This is a genomic window from Cohnella yongneupensis, assembly GCF_042655785.1.
Taxonomy (GTDB): domain Bacteria; phylum Bacillota; class Bacilli; order Paenibacillales; family Paenibacillaceae; genus Cohnella; species Cohnella yongneupensis.
Genome location: NZ_JBHSNC010000048.1, coordinates 59,509 through 76,024, shown reverse-complemented (window position 1 = coordinate 76,024; position 16,516 = coordinate 59,509). Strand labels below are relative to the sequence as shown.

Here is a 16,516-nt window from a genome sequence, read left to right as displayed (position 1 = left end):
ATTAAGGATTCGTCTTCAAAATTTGCGTCAGCAATTGCATCGTCTTCGGCCATTCCTCTTCTTTGGCGCGAACGGCTACGATAACGCGCTCCCCGTTCATTTCGATGCCTTCGAAGATCGGATTGTCCGTTACGTCGATGCCATATGCATAAGACTTCGTATCCTTATCCGTCTGGCCGAAGCGAAGGCGATCCGCGGGCACTTGCAAGGCGGCGAAGCCAGGCAACTCATCTAGCTTATGGAATACTTCCTGCTGAACGAGGCTATCGAAATTTTTCTTGTCTAGGAAGTACAGTTGGTCTTTTTCAGATATTAGCGTCAGGACGCTTTTCTGTTGCATCGCGATATCTTGCTGGCTTTTGATCTCGACCGGGATATAAGTCAAAGTGGCTTTAATCCGGTTCCAATCAGGCGTGAGCTTGAGCAAGTTTTTCTGCATGATTTCCATATCCGCGAAATAGAAGTTGCCCATTACGCTGACGGACAGGTCGATCGGACCGAGCTTCGCTTCCGCGTTACGCTTGTCTATGCTGTCTTTGATGGTGTAGCCGACGAATAGCAGAATGACGACGGCGACGATAATATGAATCTTATAATAATAGAAAAAATGGCCGATTTTGCCTTGTTTGGGCTCCGTGCTCGTTTTCTCCGATTCAAGCCCGAGAATGAGACGATAGGCCCGGTTGATCTCGCCGAGATCGGTTATGGCCGATTCTCCGTTCGCGTTATCGTTGTCGTGGGCGCGTTGCTGTTGAGAGCGTTCTCTCTTCATGAGTATAAAATAGCGATTTTCGACTTGCTCCCGAGTTGCGTCCTCCGGTAATCCGAGCGTCTCGTAGGCTTTTTTCATCTCTTCTTCCATCTCGTTCACTCCAGTGCTCTCCCGATGATACGGCCTTCATTAAGCATCATACACGAATTGCGGAATGGCGCGCAAATCTAAAAATACCCGCCTCTACGAATAGAAGCGGGTTAAAGAGAAGCTTTACCAGGTTTTTAATACGGCTGCGGTATCGTCGACGGGTGCGACCGCGAGCTTCGGCGCTTCCGGTTCCCGGATAGCGCTGTTTTCTTCGGCTACGGGAGCCGCCGCATCTTTGACGTCCATTTTGCTGAGACCGTGGAATACGCCGCCCGATTCGATCGATAGCTCGAGCGCCGACAAATTGCCGTGCAACTGACCGGACGCTTTAATCGTCAGCTTGCCGGCAGCGGATACATTGCCCGTTACTTGGCCGGCGATGATGACGTTGCGAGCTTTAATGTGCGATTTGGCGATACCGTTCTCGCCGACCGTCACGTCGCCCGCGCAATCGATATCTCCGACGATTTGGCCTTCGACGCGCAAGCCGGCCTCGGATTTGATCTTTCCTTCGAACGAGCTTCCTTCCCCGATCAGCGTGTCGGTCGAGTTCGGATCTATTTTCTGTTTTTTGCCGTTTTTAAACATGGTCAATTTTCCCTTCTAGTCGCTTTGAGATAAGGTTTGGGATCTACGTTGCTGCCATTAACGGCTACCTCGTAATGCAAGTGAGGTCCCGTGCTTCTTCCGGTCGAACCCATCTTGGCGATAATGTCGCCCTTGCTGACTTTGTCTCCCGGCTTGACGAGCATCTTGCTTAGATGCGAGTAGTGCGTGCGCACGCCGTTTGAATGGGAAATCCATATGTTCAGTCCATGCGAGTTCGTGCGTTCCGCGGAGAGTACTACCCCGTCCGCGGTAGCGTAAATCGAATCTCCCATATCGCCGCCGATATCGAGTCCGGCGTGGAATCGGGCTTGGTTCGTGAACGGGTCTTTGCGTACGCCGAACGACGAGGTGAGCCTGCGCGAATCCGTTGGCCAGATCGTAGGCGTGATGCGAAGTTTCGCGTTCATCTTGAGCACGGCGGTCTTCGTCTGCTCCAGCTCGGGCTTAAGCAGTTTCGCCCGTTCTTCGAGCGAGGAGAAGACGTTATGGGTGTCGCCGATCAGCCCGTCCATCTCTTCGTCGGTGACGGGCAGCTCTTCGCCGCCGGTACCGCCGTCCATCGATACTTCTTCGGTGTTCTCTTCTTCGGTCGAGTTCTTCGAGGCGGCCGCATCGCCATCTTGGATGCCTACCATCTCTTTGAGCTGCGACTCCAAGTCCTTGAGGTCGGACATGTGGTTATTAATGGATTTCGCCTGTTCGGAAAGTCCCACGATCTCCGTCTGCAGCTCGTTGATGTGGTCGTCCTTGCCTTGAATGATTTGTTCGTATTGCCCGGTCGCCGAAGACAGCCGGCTTTGCAATTGTCCGATTTGGTTATGATTCCCGCGGTAGAGAAGGTAGGCCGTAATCGCACCGGCGAGGACTAGGACGACTAGCGCCAAGCTTGCGACGAGTACGACGGCAGATAATTGGAATCGAATCACTGAGCTGTTAGCATCCGGAATTACCATGAAGGTGAACCTTTTACGTCTCCATTTCATGACTTTCCTCCTGCTTCGGGCAACGATATTCATTGTGTTCATCCGTCCAGAGGCATATTGATCGTTTTTCCAACCTTCGCTAATATCTCAATTAACTTCGACTAAAAAAGCGCATAATCCTTTTTTACCGAAAAAAAACGATACAATCCATCCTTCAAAAGGAGGATTTTGTCGTAAAAAAGCGAATCCAGTAACATAAGCATAAGACGGTTAGCGTGTTTTACATACAACGTGTAATCGTTGGGAGGATATTATGATCAGATTAGCGGGTATTGATATCGGCAACGATAGCGTTAAATTAGTCGTTAGCGGGTCTAACGAACCTATTATTATTCCAAGCATCGTATCGCCGGGTTACGAGCGTCACGTGCTGCAAGAAGAAGATTCTCCCCTCAAGGCGCTAGACGTAATGGTCTACAGCCCCAAGCTACGGAAGAAGAGCCAACGTTACTTCGTCGGCTTGCTCGCTTCCGAGGATCAAGACAACGCGGAGCTCGAAGAGACGGATAACAAGGCGACCAGCGACCAATCGCTGATCGTGGCGTTAACGGCGCTCGCATACGCTAGCGTCACTAGCGTGGCTCAGACGTTGCAGCCGGGTCAATCGATCGAACAGGTCGAATACGTGATCGGCACCGGCTTGCCGGTACGCACGTACGCGAGATACCACCAGACGTTCGAAGAGCGTCTCGTCGGCGAACACGAAGTGACGTTCCTGTCCACGCCAAGGTTGCGCGGACGCACGGTACGGGTGAATATCCGCCGCGCGATCGTATCGATCGAAGGCGCCGCCGCGCTGTTCCATATGGCGACGCACGAGAACCTTCAAGTGCGGGACGAAGAGCTGTACAACGGCGTAATCGGTATTTGCGAGATGGGCGCGCTCACGACGGACTTCCCGGTCGTCAAGCGCATGAGCATCGACAACCAGTTCAGCACGGGAGAGCAGCTTGGTCTTGCCTCCTACCTCGATTACATCATTCGCGACGTCGAGGACCAGTACGGCTACCGGTTCCCGAGCCGCACTAAGCTGATCCAACGTATTCGCAGACACGACTTCATTATTCAACGCGTCGGCGAAGGGCAAGCGGACATTCGTCCGATCGTGGACACTTACTTCTCCCGCGCCGCGCAGAAGATCGTCGATCTTATTCGCAAACGTTGGAAAAAGTATCCGGATATCCAATGCTTCTACGTGCTCGGAGGCGGCGCAGCCGCGCTTAAGCCGTACATCCTAGACGCGGCGGATAATATGCGCCTGCGCTTCGTGGACGATAGCGAGCTGCAGAACGTATACGGCTACTTGAAGCTGGCGAAAAACAAAACGTCTAATAACGAAGCCGCCGTGTAACTGCAAGCACCCGAACATATACGAAAGCCTTGATCTTCCCAAGGGGGAGATCAAGGCTTTTTTGTTGCATGCCTGTATGCGCATTATAGCGCGTTGCCGCTAACCCACACTCGCCGGATTTCGAGCGAATCGTCCAGCAACACCAGGTCGGCTCGTTTGCCCGGCGCGAGATCGCCCCGGTCGCCGTCCAATCCGAGCTGGCGAGCAGGGTTCAAGCTCGCCATTCGGCTGGCGCTAGCGAGCGGAACGCCGATCTCGCGAACGATGTAGCGGATGGCGTCGATCATCGTGAGCGTGCTTCCGGCAAGATTGCCGGAGTCTTTCAGCCGGGCGACGCCGCACTTCATCTCCACGGGCAAGCCGCCGAGGTCGTAATCGCCGTCCGGCATGCCTGCGGCAGCCATCGCGTCGGTCACGAGAATCACTTTGTCCGCTCCCTTAGCCGCGAGTAGCAGCTTGATGCCCGCGGGATGGACATGGTGGCCGTCGGCGATCACTTCTCCGATAATCCGGTCGTCCGTAAGTACCGCGCCTACCGTGCCGGGCTCGCGGTGGTGGTAAGCGCGCATCGCGTTGTAAGTATGGACCGCGTGACGGAGACCGCGATCCGCGGCCGCAGCGATCCGGTCGTACGTCGCGTCGGTATGTCCACAGCTAGGCACGATGCCATGCCCCGCAAGCTGCGCGATATAGTCGAGCGCGCCTTCGGCTTCGGGAGCGAGCGTCTGGATTTTAATGACGCCGGGATAACGCGCGACCCATGCTTCCAACCATTCCGGCTGGGGCGGTACGATGTACGCCGGGTTTTGAGCGCCTTTCCACTTTTCGCTGATGAAAGGACCTTCGAAGTGTACGCCGAGCAATTGCGCGAAAGGCATCGCATCGTTCATGAACGTGCTGACGCGTTCCAATAAGGCGGTCAACTCGTCCCGCGAAGCGGTAAGCGTGGTGGCAAGCATTCCCGTCGTGCCGTGCCGAGAATGAAACTCCGTAATGGCGCGAAGGCCTTCCGCGTCGGCGTCCATGAAGTCGTGACCCGCGCCGCCATGCACGTGTACGTCGATGAATCCCGGAAGAAGAGAGCCGCCCTCCGCATCGACGATTGCGTACGCCGAATCATGGGGAGCATCGCCAACGGAATTGTCGCCTATGCGCTCGATGATTCCGTCCCGAACCTGCAGCCATCCGTTATCGATCATGCGGTCGGTGGTGACGATTCGCGCGTTAACGACAAGGAACTTATTGTCGGAGCCGAGTGTCATGGCAAGTTCTCCAACTTCAGCTTCGATGCGGCCGGAGCATCCAACAGGACGATCAGATGCGGATGCGTCTGGAGCAGCGATGCCGGGCAATCCGTCGTAATCGGTCCTTGAAGCGCGCGAGCGACGATATCGGCTTTGTCGGCGCCTTTGACGACGAGCATGATTTTCTTCGCTTTCAGAATCGTGCCGACGCCCATCGTAAGCGCCTGCTTCGGAACTTCGTCGATCGAATCGAAGAAGCGGGCGTTCGCTTCGCGCGTTTCCTCCGCAAGCTCTACGACGTGCGTGCCGCGGATGAGCGCGTGTGCAGGCTCGTTGAAGCCGATGTGGCCGTTATGGCCGAGGCCGAGCAATTGAAGATCGATTTGTCCCGCTTGCTCGATCAGCGCGTCGAACCTGCGGCATTCCGCGTCGGGATCGGCGGCGTTGCCGTCGGGAATGTGGCATTGGGCAGCGGGAAGGTCGATGTGCGAGAACAGATGCTGGTTCATATAAGAATGATAGCTTTCGGGATGGTCGGACGGGATGTTCACGTATTCGTCCAAGTTGAACGAGATGGCGTTGCGGAAGCTGATCATGCCTCTGTCGTACTCGCGAACGACTTCCTTATAGATGCCGACCGGCGTGCCGCCGGTGGCAAGTCCGAGCACCGCGCGCGGCGTCGTTTGTACCGTGCCTATAATAATGCCTGCCGCGGCCTCGTTTAATTTACTGTCGCTGTCGAACGTAAGAATGTTCATCGCGTCGTTCTCTCCTCTTTGCCCGTATAATGTCGTACCGTCTGGAACGATCGCTCCAGTCTCGGCACGTATTCCTCGAAGTGCTCGCTTACAAGTCCAGTGAACAAAATATCGACGATATGGAGCTGCGCCATTCTCGATGCCATATCCCCTCGCCGCATGCCGGCTTCCGCGGACGATGTGAACAATCGAATCGAAGCTTGCTCGGCTAACGCGTTCGTCCCGAATCGCGTGATGGACAGCGTCGTCGCGCCTTGTTCCGCGGCGGTGCGCAAGGCGTTGATCGTTTCCAGCGTCTCGCCGGAATACGAGATGCCCACCGCAACGTCGCGTGCGGTAAGCGATGACGCGGACGTAAGCTGCATATGGGGATCCGAGAAAACGGCCGCCGCTTTTCCGATGCGGATCAGCTTATGGAAGAAATCTTGCGCCACCATGCCCGACGTGCCCGATCCGTACAAGTCGACGCGACCGGCTTCGTGCAGCGCCGCGATGGCCGTACGTAATTGGCCGAAATCGAGCAGCTTCGTCGTATCGGTCAACGACCGCATGTGGTTGGTCGTAATGGCGGATACGATATCGGTAAGCGGATTGCCCGCGACGATATCCTGGTATTGATTCGGCGTCGCTTCGATGTGGACGAGCTCGGTAGCCAGCATCCGCTTGAATTCGGGGAAGTTCAAGCACTGGAACAGCTTGCAAAACCGCGAAATCGTCGCCGTGCTGCTACCCGATTGGCCGGCAAGCTCCGTTATCGTCATCTGTACGATGGCGGACGGGTCGCTTAGGACGTAATCGGCCAGTCTTCGTTCCATTGGATGAAAGCTTTCCAGCTTTTCATGAATCGCGTTAAGTAAACTCATAGTCACCCCGTGTATTTGTTGGGTAAATTAGTTTCGTAATTTAAGTTTAAATGATGAAATAAATTTTCACAATGGGCAAACCGAGAAGAAACCGATGTTTTTCCGCGCCGGATAACGTAGTTTTATCCCTGATTAGCGTTTTGTATCCCTCGACTATAGAAAAGTATCCCCTATTTTCACCCCTCGAACGTCCGATTTCAGCCTTCGAACGGCGATTGAGCGAGCGAATTTCAGCGATTTTTCATTAATGACTGACATACTGACTCTTGAGGATTAGGCGTAAAAGATTAGAAATGTTGTCGCGCAACAGGTTTGACAGATATTTACTTACCATTTATAGTGAAAGAGTGTTTTTGCAAACGTTTGCAATCCTTGTTTTTGATAGGCAAACGCAGGGAGGGATGTTATGCGGAAGTTCCTAAGCGAATTTGCCGGGCATCTATGATCAGCAGGTTGGGCAACGAGGGCAATAGCCGGGGAAAGGACGAGCTCGCGTCCCGCGAGGTCGGCATTAAAGCGATCGCGGAAGCGCTTCAGCTATCCGCAAGCACGGTATCCAGAGCGCTTAACGGCGTACCCGGCGTCAATCCGGGCACGAGAAGGCTAGTCGAACAAATGGCTAGAGAGATGGGCTACGTGCCTAACCTCGGAGCGCAGCAGCTCGTCGGGAAACGAAGCAATCTGATCGGGGTATTCGTACCGGAGTTCGATCACGGAAAAGCCTTGTTTTACGACATGTTCTCTTCGATCCAAAAGGCGTTGCAAAGCGAAGGGAAAGACGCGATCTTCTACTATGTCTCTTTCTCGAATTACGCAGGGCAGCGTCTGACCGAGAGCGTTCACTCGCGTAAGCTCGAAGGATGCATCCTGTTCCCGGCTTTTTCGGAACGGCATCCCATCATGCAGGAAGCGCTGAAGATTCGCGTGCCTTGCGTGAACTTCGAGGGAGTCGTAGGTCCTCATTGCTCGGCGGCGATGTCCGACGATAAGGAAGGCGGACGGCTTGCCGGTCAAAGGCTTGTTGAAGCCGGACATCGCGTGATCGGCTACATTAACGGCCCCCCTCTAGCGCGTGTTAGCCAAGAGCGCTACGAAGGATTCAAGGAAGCGCTTACGGAACGAGGCATCGCTCATGCCGGCAGTCTGATCGCCGAGGGCAACTTTTCCGTGGAAAGCGGCGCGGAGGCGATAATGAAGCTTCGCGAAGCTCATCCGGACATGACCGCGGTATTTTGCGCGAACGATTTGATGGCTACCGGCGCCATAGCGAGATTGCAGCAGGAAGAAGGATTAAGAGTTCCGGAACACTTATCGATTATCGGTTATGACGACGACATGCACGGCACGTTCATTACTCCGCCGCTTACGACGATTCGCCACGGGAAACCATCGGTCATCTCTCTGTTGATGGAGCTGCTCTCGGGGCAGCCCGGACGCAAGGTGGTCGCTCCGCCGCAGCTCGTAGAGCGCCGGTCGGTAGCGAGTCGTCAAGACATAGATTGAAGGAGGCAAGCAATCAGATGGCAGTAGGTACCGAAGACATCATCCAAGCCCAAGGCATCAAGCGCGTATTCGGCAGGGGATCGGGCGCGGTAACCGTGCTCAAAGGCGTCGACATTCATTTGCCCGCCGGCAGATTGGTCGCCTTCAAGGGCCGCTCCGGTTCCGGCAAGACGACGCTCATTAACTTGCTTAGCGCGCTGGATCGGCCGACGGAGGGCAAAATCGTATTCAACGGCCGCGACCTGACGGCAATGTCGAACAAGCAGCGGGACGAAGTAAGACGGACGGAGATGGGGCTTATTTTCCAATCCTTCGCGTTAATCCCGCTTATGTCCGCTTACGAGAACGTCGAATTCGTGCTCCGCATCGCGGGTACGCCCGCGAGCGAACGCAAAGCCGCGGCCATTCACGCGCTCGAGCAAGTCGGGCTTAAGCCACGGATGCACCATCGTCCGTTCGAGCTGTCCGGGGGCGAACAACAGCGCACGGCCATCGCAAGAGCTATCGCGCACAAGCCTAAGCTGATTTTGGCGGACGAACCGACCGCCGAGCTCGATAGCCGCACGGGCTTGCATATCATTAAAGTGTTTCGTGACCTAGTCGAGCAGAGCGGCATCACGATCGCTATTACGACGCACGATCCGGCTATTATGGAGATCGTCGACCAAGTATACGAATTGGAGGATGGACAAATTGTCTCGCACAATTAAACGAGTTGCCACACTAAGCCTTACCGTACTGCTTGGAGCCGCGCTAGCCGGATGCTCCTTGCTTCCGCAGGAAGAACAAGCACTTCAACCGCCTCTGGTTAAACCCGCGAAAGAAAATTATACGACGACGATGGCATTGAAAGGCTCGATTCTTAAAACGGTAGGCGGAAGCGCGACGTTCGAATCTTATGAGTCGGAAGTAGCCCAATTCACGGGACAAGGCGGACGTATCGAGAAAATCAACGTAAGAGCGGGCGACGTAGTCAAGAAGGGCGACGTGCTCGTCCAGCTCATTCTGGACGGTTTGGACATTCAACTGAAAGAACAGCAATTGTCGCTCGAGCGCGCGAAGGTCAACTTCAGCCAGGCCAGAAGCGGCGACGAGGAGACCATCAAGATAGCGGGCTTACAGCTTGAGATCGAGCAATTAAAATACGATAGATTATCCGCGCAATTCAACAGCAAGCAATTGATCGCGGGGATGGACGGAACGGTTACGTACGCGGATGACCTTAAGGAAGGCGATTATATCGACGCCTATCAGACGCTTGTCATCGTCTCGGACCCGAATCGGTTGCGCTTGTCGCTTCCCGTGGATAACGCGGCCGACCGTACCGAGGTTAAGGTAGGCGTCGCGGCTGAAATCACGTTTAATAAGGCGAAGTACGACGGTAAAGTCGTTCAGACGCCTTCGTCCGCCCCCACTACGGAGAATAAGCAGCTCGCCGAGAAGTATGCGAAGACCATTTACGTCGAATTGACCAGGTTGATACCCAATGTCGAAATAGGCAAGCTGGCGGACGTTAGGATCATTACCCAACAGAAAGACAACGTCATAAAAATTCCGAAGAGCGGACTTCGTTCGTACTTAGGCCGTAACTTCGTACGCATCATGGAAGATGGCAACAAGCTGCGCGAAGTCGACGTGGAGCCCGGATTAACGACCCCGACGGAGGTGGAAATCATTAGCGGTTTGGAAGAAGGCCAAAACATCGTTCTTCAGTAATGCCTGCATTTATTTCCGCATTCCGAAAGTTAGGAGGCTAACCCGTGGCCTTATTCGTCATGATTATTCGTAAAATGGTTCAAAATAAATGGCTCGTATCGAGCATGTTCTTCGGCATTCTTATGACGGTTGCGCTCGTCAGCACGATGCCGATTTACTCGGAGGCGATCTTGTCCCGGATGCTCGTCAAAGACTTGGAGACGTTCCAGACGGACAAAAACACGTATCCCGGAACGCACTTCTCGAGTATTGGATTTTATAACGAGTCGCCGGACAAACGGACGAAAATTTTAAACGATATCGATAATTTCATGCACACGAAAGCAGCAAGCGACTTCGGAATTCCGGTCAAAGAACTGGTGACGGAGCGAAGGACGAAATCGTTCTTGTTCGTTCCGGCCGTCGGAGTCGAAGATCCGAAGAAATCGAAGCCGAGCGCGACGCTTCGCGCGTTCACGGATTTAGACGCGCACATTAAGCTGGATGACGGCAGGATGCCGGCCAAAGAGCCGGTGAACGGCGTCTACGAAGTGCTCGTGACCGATCAGGCGCTCAGCAACTTCAAGACGGTGCTCGGTACCGAGTTCGTCGTGCAAGACGACAAGGTCGCCGGCACGATCAAGATTAAACCGGTAGGCATCGTCACGAAGAAACAAGACGATGATCCGTATTTCAGAAGCGCGGGTCTTGCCGATTGGAACTCCGCGTTCATTATGGACGATGGAATGTTCGACCGGGAAATCACGAAGGGAAACAAAATTCCGTTAGCCGTAAGCGGCTGGTACTTCGTGCTGGACTACAGCAAAATGAACATTCGTAACGTCGACGGATTCATCAACACGGACAAAGAGATCCGTGCTTTCGTTAAGCAGCGCATCGTCGTATTCCAGACGGAATTCCAAGCTCCCGCGCTCGATACGATTACCTCTTACTTCGATCGCGCGAAGCAACTGAACAAGCTGATGTGGTCGCTCAACGTGCCCGTATTGATTATGCTGGGCTTCTATATGTTCATGGTATCCAACCTGATCATCGATCGGCAAAAGAACGAGATCGCCGTCTTGCGAAGCCGAGGCGCGGCGAGGTGGCAGATCGTGGCCTCGTTTGCAATAGAAGGGGTTTTATTGTGCGGCATAGCGTTACTGGCGGGTCCTTTTATCGGTTTGGGATTAACGAAAGTGCTCGGTTCCTCTAACGGATTCCTCGAATTCGTACAACGGACTTCGATGCCTGTCCGCGTTAATTCCGACGCGTACTTGTACGGAGCGATTGCGGCAGTCGTATCCTTCATCATGATGCTCATTCCGGCGTTGCTCGCGACACGAGTATCCATCGTCGGGCGTAAGCAGCAGATGGCGAGATCGCAAAAGATGCCGTTCTGGCACAAGGCTTTCCTGGACGTCTTGGCGTTGGCGGTATCCATTTACGGGCTGTATACGTTCCGCAATCGGCTCAAGGATATCCAGAAGCTCGGGCTTAACGCGAACGACCTCAATATCGATCCGCTGCAGTTCGTCATGCCGGCGTTGTTCGTCGTCGGTGCCGGCTTATTGATTTTGAGGCTTTATCCGTACGTATTGAAGCTGATTTATTGGATCGGGCGCAAGTGGTGGCCGCCGTCCTTGTATTCGACGCTTATTCAAGTCGGGCGTTCCAACAGCCAATATCAATTTTTGATGGTCTTCCTTATTATGACGATCGCGATCGGCGTATTCAGCGCCGGCGCGGCGAGAACGCTGAACACGAACACGGAGGATCGCATCCGCTATTCGAACGGCGCGGACTTCGTTATGGAGTCGAATTGGCCGAACGATAAGCCCCCTCCTTCGCCGTTCGGCGCTCCTCCGGGAGCGGATGCGCCAGCGGCGCCTAAAGTCATCCACTACCTTGAGCCGTCTTTTGATCCGTACACGAAGCTCCCCGGCGTCGATCATGCGGCTAAAGTGTTCGTGAAGGAACAAGCGAACTTCAGTGTAGGATCGAATGGCGGAAGCGCAACGCTTATCGGCATCGATACGGATGATTTCGGCAATACGACGTGGTTCCCGGATAAGTTGTTGAGCCATCCGTTTAACGAGTATTTGAATTTGATCGCGCCGGATTCAAGAGCGGTATTGATCTCGAAGACGCTTGCCGAGCAGAAGGGCGTTAAGGTAGGCGACTCGATCAACGTCGGGTGGCAGGACGTCCCCGGACAACCGTTCATCGTATTCGGGATTCTCGACTACTTCCCTACGTTTAATCCGAATCCGCCGCCGGGCTCGATCAATACGGCGGACTCGGAGAAATCGAGTGCCCCGATGCTCATCGTCGGGCATCTGTCGCGCATCCAATTCCAACTCGCGTTGGAGCCGTACCAGGTGTGGCTGAAGATGAAGCCGGGCGCTCCGACGAGCGAGCTCTATCAAGGCATAGAGGACAGCAAGCTGAACATCGTTAGTGTCGTCAATACGCGCGAGAAACTGACGAAGGCGAAGAACGATCCGTTCCTGCTCGCTTTGAACGGCATCTTGACGCTTGGCTTCATCATCTCGATCGTCATCAGCTTCGTAGGCTTCTTGCTCTATTGGATTTTGTCGCTGAAGGGACGCACGCTTCAGAACGGCATTATGCGCGCGATCGGGCTTTCGCTTCGCCAATTGATCGGTATGCTGGCGCTGGAGCAGTTGCTTACGTCCGGGGTCGCGATCGGCATCGGCGTACTGGTCGGCAACGTGGCCAGCATTCTGTACGTGCCGAACTTCCAAATGGCGTTTAACCCTAGCAGTCTCGTGCCGCCGTTCAAAGTGATTTTCGAGGCGATCGATTTCATCCGCCTTTATACTACCGTCGTTGTCATGCTGCTGCTCGGGCTGGGCATTCTGTCTTACATGCTCTCCCGCATCCGCGTCCATCAGGCGCTGAAACTGGGGGAGGATTAATCGATGATTCATTGCGAAGGCTTGGTCAAAATTTACAAAGCGGCGGATCTCGAAGTGTTCGCGCTTCAGGGGCTTGATCTGAAGGTGGAGAGCGGTGAGCTCATGGCGATTATCGGCAACAGCGGAAGCGGTAAATCCACGTTGCTGAATATGTTGGGCGGACTTGATAAGCCAAGCGCCGGACAGCTCGAGATCGACGGGAAGAACATGCTGAAGATGAACGAGCGCGATCTCGTGAAGTACAAGCGCGAGAGCGTCGGGTTCGTCTGGCAGAACAACGCCCGGAACCTTATCCCGTATTTGACGGCGATGGAGAACGTAGAGCTGCCGATCTTGCTTAAGGGCAAGCGCAAGCGGATGCGCGCGCTGGAATTGCTCGAAGCCGTCGGGCTCACGCACCGCAAAAACAATAAACTGCACGAGCTGTCGGGCGGCGAACAGCAACGGGTAGCGATCGCCATCGCGCTGGCGAATCATCCGAAGCTGCTGCTCGCCGACGAACCGACGGGCTCGGTAGATTCGAAGATGGCCGATCAGATTCTGGATTTATTCCGGGAGTTGAATCGGACGATCGGTATTACGATCATTATCGTTACGCATGACCCTCTGCTCGCTAAGAAGGTCGACCGCGTCGTCGCCATCCGCGACGGCAAAATCTCTTCCGAGATGCTGCGGCGCAAGTCGTACGCGGAGGAGCTCGAGGAGATCGAGCGCGGGATCAAGCAGGCCGAGGGCGACTCCCACGTCGAGTACGCGATACTCGACCGGGCGGGACGTTTGCAAGTGCCCGCGACCTACTTGGAGTCGATCGGCGTCAAAAATTCGAACAAGGTGAAGCTGGAGCTCGTAGAAGGCAAGATCGTGCTGACTACGCCGGAGGAAGCGTCCTGATGCTATGATTTTCCGAACAAAGCTACCTAGTTGAATTAAGCCCTTGCGGGTCGTCCATCGGTGATGGAGGACTTGCGGGGGCTTTTTTGATGCGTGGGCAGGTCATGTGAGCCAAGGGTGAGTGCTATGGGATTAGTTGCACAACATACAACTAACAATCGACTTATTACGTTTACTTTCCTAAGCGGTGCCCGCGCAACCTTGCTATAATGGTGCAATGAGCTGTTGATTAGAAGAGTCGTAGACGAAGGAGCGTTATTTCCCTTGACGATAGACAAGCTGCCCATAGATAGCGTTCTGCCGGAGCTAAAGCGCGCGTTGTCGGAGCATGCGAACGCTGTTCTGATCGCCTCGCCGGGGGCGGGGAAGACGACGCGGGTGCCGCTGGCCGTGCTGGACGAGCCGTGGTTGTCCGGTCGTAAAATATTGCTGCTCGAGCCGAGGCGCTTAGCGGCCCGTAGCGCGGCGAAATATATGGCTTCCGCGATCGGCGAGGAGGTCGGCGGAACGGTCGGTTACCGGGTACGCATGGATACGAAGGTCGGACCGCGTACCCGGGTCGAAGTCGTCACGGAAGGCGTGCTTACCCGCATGCTGCAGCATGATCCGTCGCTCGATGGCATCGGCTTAGTTATTTTCGACGAGTTCCACGAACGAAGTCTTCAAGCGGATCTCGGATTGGCGTTATGCCTGCAATCGCAAGCCTTGCTTCGGGACGATCTGAAGCTGCTCGTCATGAGCGCTACCTTGGAGGCGGAGCCCGTCGCGAAGCTGCTCGGAGAGGCTCCAGTCGTCGTGAGCGAAGGGCGGGCGTATCCCGTAGAAACCGTCTATCGGCCGCGCTCTCCCAGTACGTATCTGGATGATGCGGTCGCTTCCGCGGTCATGGACGCGATGCGCGCGCACGATGGAGACGTGCTCGTGTTTTTGCCGGGCATCGGCGAAATTCGGTCGGTCGAGGCGAAGCTCGGCGGCATGCTGGCGGGGACGAGCGGCGTACGCGTATGTCCGTTGCACGGCAGCTTGCCGTTCGAGGCGCAGGATGCGGCGATAGCGCCGCTGCGGTCGGGCGGGCGCAAGGTGGTGCTCTCGACGTCCGTCGCGGAGACGAGCTTGACCGTAGAAGGCATCACGGTCGTCGTCGACGCGGGCTTAATGCGCGTCTCGCGATTCTCGCCGAGGACGGGCATGTCGAGGCTGGAGACGTTGCCGGTATCGGCCGCTTCGGCGGATCAACGGCGCGGCCGAGCGGGCAGGCTAGGGCCGGGGACGTGTTATCGGCTGTGGAGCAGCGAGGAGCAGGCGAGGCTTTCGCCTCGCAACGTGCCGGAAATTATGGAAGCGGATTTGTCGTCGCTGCTGCTGGAGCTGACCGTCTGGGGGGCAGGAGATCCGGCCGGGTTGGCTTGGCTGGACCCGCCGCCGGCGCCCGCGTTGCAGCAAGCTAAGGAATTGCTGACGCAGCTGGGTGCGCTGGATGCAGACGGACGCACGATTACGTCTCATGGGCGCGCCATGTCGGAATACGGCGTTCACCCACGCATTGCGCATATGCTGCTTCGCGCGATGGAGCTGGGCTTGGGCGCGAATGCGTGCGAGCTTGCGGTGCTCCTGAGCGAACGGGATATCGTTAAGGGAGGCGGCGGTCGCGCGGACGCCGATTTAAGGCTGCGGCTTGACGCTTTGCAAGGGAAAGGCACGGCCGCCGTTGACGAAGGCGTACGTCGCCGGCTCCTCGACGAAGCGGGGAGGCTGAAGCGGGAGCTTGGCGTACGCGGGGAGAAGGGCGACGCGGAGAGCGACAGCTGCGGACTGCTTCTCGCGTTCGCTTATCCGGACCGCATCGCCCGCCAGAGGGATAGCGGCAAATATTTGCTTAGCGGCGGAAGAGGCGCGGCGTTCGCGAACGGGCAATTGCTATCGCGTGAGGAATGGATCGTCGTCGCGGACGTGGACGATGCCGGAACGGACAGCAAGATCCGAATGGCCGCGCCGCTCTCCTACGCGCAATTGACGGAGCACCTGAAGGACGCGATCCGCGAGGAGACGGAAGTCTATTGGGATTCGGCATCCCAATCGGTACGCGCGCGTGCGCGCAAGCGGCTAGGCGCGATCGTGCTGGAAGAGGTGCCGATGCACAAGCCTCCGGCCGACCGGGTGTTAGCGGGCTTGCTCGGAGGCATTCGCGCCGAAGGCCTCGACATTTTGCCTTGGTCGCGAGCGGCGCGGCAATATCAGGAGCGCGTCGTCTTCGTACGCTATCACGATGCTTCATGGCCCGATCTGTCGGACGAAGCGCTGCTTGCCGATTTGGAGACGTGGTTAGCTCCGTATGCGGAAGGGATCAAAGGCCGATCGGATTTACAACGGTTGAATATAAAAGAGCTATTGGAATCGATGCTCAGCTGGGAACAGAGGCGCTTGCTCGATACGTACGCCCCTACGCACTGGTCGGTCCCGAGCGGGTCGCGTCTACCGATCGATTACGGCGATATCGAAGCACCGGCATTAGCCGTTCGCTTGCAGGAGCTATTCGGTTTGCCGGAGACGCCGCGAATCGCCGGCGGTCGCGTCGCGCTTACGCTGCACTTGCTGTCGCCGGCTCAACGTCCCGTACAAGTGACGAGGGATTTGGCGAGCTTCTGGCGCAACGCCTACTTCGAAGTACGCAAAGACTTGAAGGGACGATATCCTAAGCACTACTGGCCCGACGATCCGCTGGAGGCACAAGCAACGCGCCGCGCCAAGCCGCCGGGACAATAAGACGCCGAAGCGCCCGGACGATAAATTCGTCCGGGCGCTGTTGTTAATTGAC

At 55.8% G+C, this 16,516-nt stretch carries 13 protein-coding genes; 7 read left to right on the top strand and 6 right to left on the bottom strand.

Annotated features, from left to right (window positions below):
- Position 1 precedes the first annotated feature (1 nt).
- The 3 genes from ACFPQ4_RS15860 to ACFPQ4_RS15850 all read right to left on the bottom strand — a co-directional run bounded on the left by ACFPQ4_RS15860 (position 2) and on the right by ACFPQ4_RS15850 (position 2,454).
- Positions 2-871: a hypothetical protein gene (locus ACFPQ4_RS15860; protein WP_378112847.1), complete on the bottom strand. Its 870-nt coding sequence runs from the start codon at positions 869-871 to the stop codon at positions 2-4.
- A 114-nt stretch (positions 872-985) separates the two neighbouring features.
- Entirely contained in the window at positions 986-1,450 is a 465-nt protein-coding gene (locus ACFPQ4_RS15855; RefSeq protein WP_378112846.1) for a bactofilin family protein, read from the bottom strand.
- A gap of 2 nt (positions 1,451-1,452) precedes the next feature.
- Positions 1,453-2,454 carry a M23 family metallopeptidase gene (locus ACFPQ4_RS15850; RefSeq protein WP_378112845.1) on the bottom strand — a complete coding sequence of 334 codons (1,002 nt, stop codon included), beginning with the start codon at positions 2,452-2,454 and terminating at the stop codon, positions 1,453-1,455.
- A 253-nt stretch (positions 2,455-2,707) separates the two neighbouring features.
- Between ACFPQ4_RS15850 and ACFPQ4_RS15845 the strand changes: the two genes are divergently transcribed.
- Positions 2,708-3,805, top strand: coding sequence for a ParM/StbA family protein (locus ACFPQ4_RS15845; protein WP_378112844.1), 1,098 nt, complete (start codon positions 2,708-2,710; stop codon positions 3,803-3,805).
- An 83-nt stretch (positions 3,806-3,888) separates the two neighbouring features.
- Here ACFPQ4_RS15845 and nagA read toward each other — a convergent pair whose 3' ends face one another.
- Genes nagA through ACFPQ4_RS15830 form a run of 3 tightly spaced genes read right to left on the bottom strand, consistent with a single transcriptional unit; the run spans position 3,889 to position 6,670 of the window.
- Complete coding sequence (nagA, locus tag ACFPQ4_RS15840; protein WP_378112843.1) at positions 3,889-5,067, bottom strand: N-acetylglucosamine-6-phosphate deacetylase; 1,179 nt, start codon at positions 5,065-5,067, stop codon at positions 3,889-3,891.
- A complete protein-coding gene (gene nagB / locus ACFPQ4_RS15835; RefSeq protein WP_378112842.1) occupies positions 5,064-5,807 on the bottom strand; it encodes a glucosamine-6-phosphate deaminase in 744 nt (247 codons plus the stop codon). Before nagB ends, nagA begins: the two co-directional genes overlap by 4 nt.
- Positions 5,804-6,670, bottom strand: coding sequence for a MurR/RpiR family transcriptional regulator (locus ACFPQ4_RS15830; protein WP_378112841.1), 867 nt, complete (start codon positions 6,668-6,670; stop codon positions 5,804-5,806). The genes nagB and ACFPQ4_RS15830 overlap by 4 nt, the downstream gene beginning before the upstream one ends.
- A gap of 441 nt (positions 6,671-7,111) precedes the next feature.
- Between ACFPQ4_RS15830 and ACFPQ4_RS15825 the strand changes: the two genes are divergently transcribed.
- From ACFPQ4_RS15825 to hrpB, 6 genes are all read left to right on the top strand, one after another.
- Entirely contained in the window at positions 7,112-8,173 is a 1,062-nt protein-coding gene (locus ACFPQ4_RS15825; RefSeq protein WP_378112840.1) for a LacI family DNA-binding transcriptional regulator, read from the top strand.
- A 17-nt stretch (positions 8,174-8,190) separates the two neighbouring features.
- Complete coding sequence (locus ACFPQ4_RS15820) at positions 8,191-8,883, top strand: ABC transporter ATP-binding protein (RefSeq protein WP_378112839.1); 693 nt, start codon at positions 8,191-8,193, stop codon at positions 8,881-8,883.
- Positions 8,867-9,889, top strand: a complete 1,023-nt coding sequence (locus ACFPQ4_RS15815) for an efflux RND transporter periplasmic adaptor subunit (protein ID WP_378112838.1) — start codon at positions 8,867-8,869, stop codon at positions 9,887-9,889. The genes ACFPQ4_RS15820 and ACFPQ4_RS15815 overlap by 17 nt, the downstream gene beginning before the upstream one ends.
- A gap of 44 nt (positions 9,890-9,933) precedes the next feature.
- A complete protein-coding gene (locus ACFPQ4_RS15810; RefSeq protein WP_378112837.1) occupies positions 9,934-12,810 on the top strand; it encodes an ABC transporter permease in 2,877 nt (958 codons plus the stop codon).
- Between the two features lie 3 nt (positions 12,811-12,813).
- The gene (locus ACFPQ4_RS15805; protein ID WP_378112836.1) at positions 12,814-13,701 is read left to right on the top strand and encodes an ABC transporter ATP-binding protein; all 888 of its coding nucleotides are present in this window, start codon (positions 12,814-12,816) and stop codon (positions 13,699-13,701) included.
- Positions 13,702-13,971: 270 nt separating this feature from the next.
- Entirely contained in the window at positions 13,972-16,464 is a 2,493-nt protein-coding gene (gene hrpB, locus ACFPQ4_RS15800) for an ATP-dependent helicase HrpB (RefSeq protein WP_378112910.1), read from the top strand.
- The last annotated feature ends 52 nt before the right edge of the window (positions 16,465-16,516 follow it).